The organism is Helicobacter sp. WB40, assembly GCF_027859275.1.
GTDB classification, from domain to species: domain Bacteria; phylum Campylobacterota; class Campylobacteria; order Campylobacterales; family Helicobacteraceae; genus Helicobacter_D; species Helicobacter_D ibis.
Genome location: NZ_JAQHXS010000020.1, coordinates 1 through 2,480, shown reverse-complemented (window position 1 = coordinate 2,480; position 2,480 = coordinate 1). Strand labels below are relative to the sequence as shown.

The 2,480-nt window shown below is 33.1% G+C and carries 5 protein-coding genes; 4 read left to right on the top strand and 1 reads right to left on the bottom strand.

Annotation, left to right across the window (positions count from 1 at the left end; all coding sequences use genetic code 11):
• Positions 1 to 594, bottom strand: a 594-nt coding sequence (locus tag PF022_RS08735; protein WP_271023571.1) for a hypothetical protein, incomplete at its 3' end; no start/stop codon positions are given.
• Positions 595 to 688: 94 nt separating this feature from the next.
• On the opposite strand from PF022_RS08735, the gene PF022_RS08730 reads away from it, so the two are divergent.
• The 4 genes from PF022_RS08730 to PF022_RS08715 all read left to right on the top strand — a co-directional run.
• Positions 689 to 1,084, top strand: coding sequence for a hypothetical protein (locus PF022_RS08730; RefSeq protein ID WP_271023570.1), 396 nt, complete (start codon positions 689 to 691; stop codon positions 1,082 to 1,084).
• Between the two features lie 111 nt (positions 1,085 to 1,195).
• Positions 1,196 to 1,873 carry a hypothetical protein gene (locus PF022_RS08725; RefSeq protein ID WP_271023569.1) on the top strand — a complete coding sequence of 226 codons (678 nt, stop codon included), beginning with the start codon at positions 1,196 to 1,198 and terminating at the stop codon, positions 1,871 to 1,873.
• A 141-nt stretch (positions 1,874 to 2,014) separates the two neighbouring features.
• Positions 2,015 to 2,230, top strand: a complete 216-nt coding sequence (locus tag PF022_RS08720; RefSeq protein WP_271023567.1) for a hypothetical protein — start codon at positions 2,015 to 2,017, stop codon at positions 2,228 to 2,230.
• On the top strand, positions 2,227 to 2,480 hold a 254-nt coding region (locus tag PF022_RS08715), incomplete at its 3' end, for a hypothetical protein (protein ID WP_271023565.1). The genes PF022_RS08720 and PF022_RS08715, both read left to right, overlap by 4 nt.

The following is a 2,480-nucleotide window of genomic DNA, read 5'->3' as shown; positions in this document are numbered from 1 at the left end:
GCCAATTCTAAGAGCATATTCTCTCATTGTTTCTATTGCCTCAACATATTGCCTAAGCAATATTTCTCTAGCGAAAATTACAGAATTAAAATTCGTATCATATGAACCAAAAAGAGTAGTGTCATAAGATTTTCTGTTATAGAAGCGACTATCTATTCCATCTAGTGCATTCATGCTATCTATCTTATATGTTACATGTTTAGCATCTAAGCTCCAAGCTTCATAAGTCAAGTTACTCAAAAGCCTATCTAATCCACTAAAGAATCCACTATATTCTTTCATGTGTTGCAATAGTCTATTTTGTGCTTCCATTGCAAATTTATATCTTTGTGCCTTTTTATCCATTTCAAAGAATCCCATAGCAGGATTTATATCTCTAAAATAGCCCCTCATCTCTTCTCTTGCATACTCTATATCAGATGCTATAGCTTCTTTGCTTTCATCTATTTTATAGTATATTTGCAACAACAACACAACTACAAGCCCACAAAAGTATGGCTTCAAACTATCTCTAAAAACTAGATTCTTTTTAAAGAATCTAACTACAAAAAACCCAGCAAAAAATACAATAGAGAACCAAACCAAAATACTCATTTACCACCCCTATTTACATTGATATATTTTTTTGCCTACTTCTATAAATTCCTCATATTCATTATAATCAAAATCTACATTTTTATTCATAATTTTGTCTTTTAAATATTCCAGTTGTTCAGCATACAGAAGCTTAGAAAATTTAGATAATGAAATAATCGATGTTAAAGTAATAGAAACAAAGCTATTAGAATTTAAAAGAGACAAGCAAAAGCTATTACCACTATTAGAAAACATAGCAAAAGACACAAACACTAAAAAAGCAGAAATATACAAAGAGCTAATAAAATTAAATAAAAACAACTTGCAACAAAGCCAATTATTTTTACCTCTAAAAGAAAAGCTAAAAGAATATGGAGTGATAAAAGAAACAGGTAACAAAAATCATAAACCTAAAGATTCTATCACAAATATTACACCACTTGCTGAATTTGGAGTAAATTACGATCAGTTTCAAGGTAGAACTAAAGGTAAAGAAGTAGAAAATTAAGCTACACTTAATGAGACTTTAGAGAAAGGAATCATAAATGACAACAAACAAAGAGAGGCTAGAGGAAGTGATACACAGGGAAATATTGACCAATCCGAAAGTAGAGAGAATGTGATACAACATGGATTTCGACGAGTATTGCAAGATGATTTACAAGATGTCAAGGGAGATAGACAAGGAACAGAGAGAATACTACCACAAGAGCAGACAAAAAGCACTACAAAAGGGAGAATGGGAGATAATACTAGGCAAAGTAGCATCGATTCTAACAGCGATAAAAAAGGAAGCAATGGAGACGGAGGACAAATATTTGCAGAGCGATCTAATCCACTTGATGAGACAGGATATAACAAACGAGGAATTTCAAATAACAATACAGAATCTATAAAGTCAAATAGCCCAGCAGGGCTAAAGACACCAAAACAAACCGCACAAGAAAATAAAGCACTACAAAAGCGACATATACAAGACTTAAGCAACGCAAAAACGATATATAATGAAAACTTAGATAGCTTAAAAGCCCTAAAAGAGCTACTAGAGAGCAAAGAAAAACCAACCAAAGAGCAAATAGAAACATTAAGCAAGTTTAGAGGTTATAGCAAGGCAAGTAACGAAGTTGTAGCAATTCTAAAAGAAAATGGTGAGAGCCTGCTAGTTCTCTCTCCAAAAGAGAAATGTCATCATCTTGTTGAAGTGGTGCTTGTGGTGCTTGTGGTGCTTGTGGTATTTGCTCGTTTGGTGCTTGTGGATTGTCTCCCATTTGTGGATTTTCCATTGATAACTCCTTAAATTTTTAAGAAGCATTCTAGGATTTCTAAAGTTAGGTTGTAAGGGATAAAGAGCAAAAGCCCTTATGGACAATGAATGCTAAAACTACCCCTTATAAAATTCCACCCTCTTAGCTACCATTCTTATAAAAAAAGGATTCTTATGCGATTAATAGGTGTTAAGCTTTTAGAATACATAGGTGAAGATGATTTTTTATTTGCCAAAGATGGATATAGCTATACATTTAAAAAAGGTGAAATAATAGCCTTGCCTGATGATCACTGGGCAAGGTGGCTACTAGACAAACCATACTTCATAAACCACGCACTAAAACCAAAAATAAAACCAAAACCACAAAAACAAGAAGGGCTGCTATGAATACAAAGAGATTCAACGACAATTTAAAAAACATACAAGCAACACTGCTTGAAAGCAGACTTTTAGAACATTTAAAATCAACAAACTATACTTATGAAATGCTAAGCAACACACTTCTTTCAGTTACGCAAATGGCAATTAATGCTTCCCTAGCACTAGAAGAAATCGAAATTAAAGAAAGAGAGCTATCATTAGGAGAAGAAAAAACAAGACAAGAAATAGAACTAGCCGTGCTAAATGCAAAAGCACA

Coding starts and splice junctions, on each gene's coding strand:
- PF022_RS08720 (WP_271023567.1), top strand. CDS start 2,015: ATGCGATTAATAGGTGTTAAGCTTTTAGAATACATAGGTGAAGATGAT.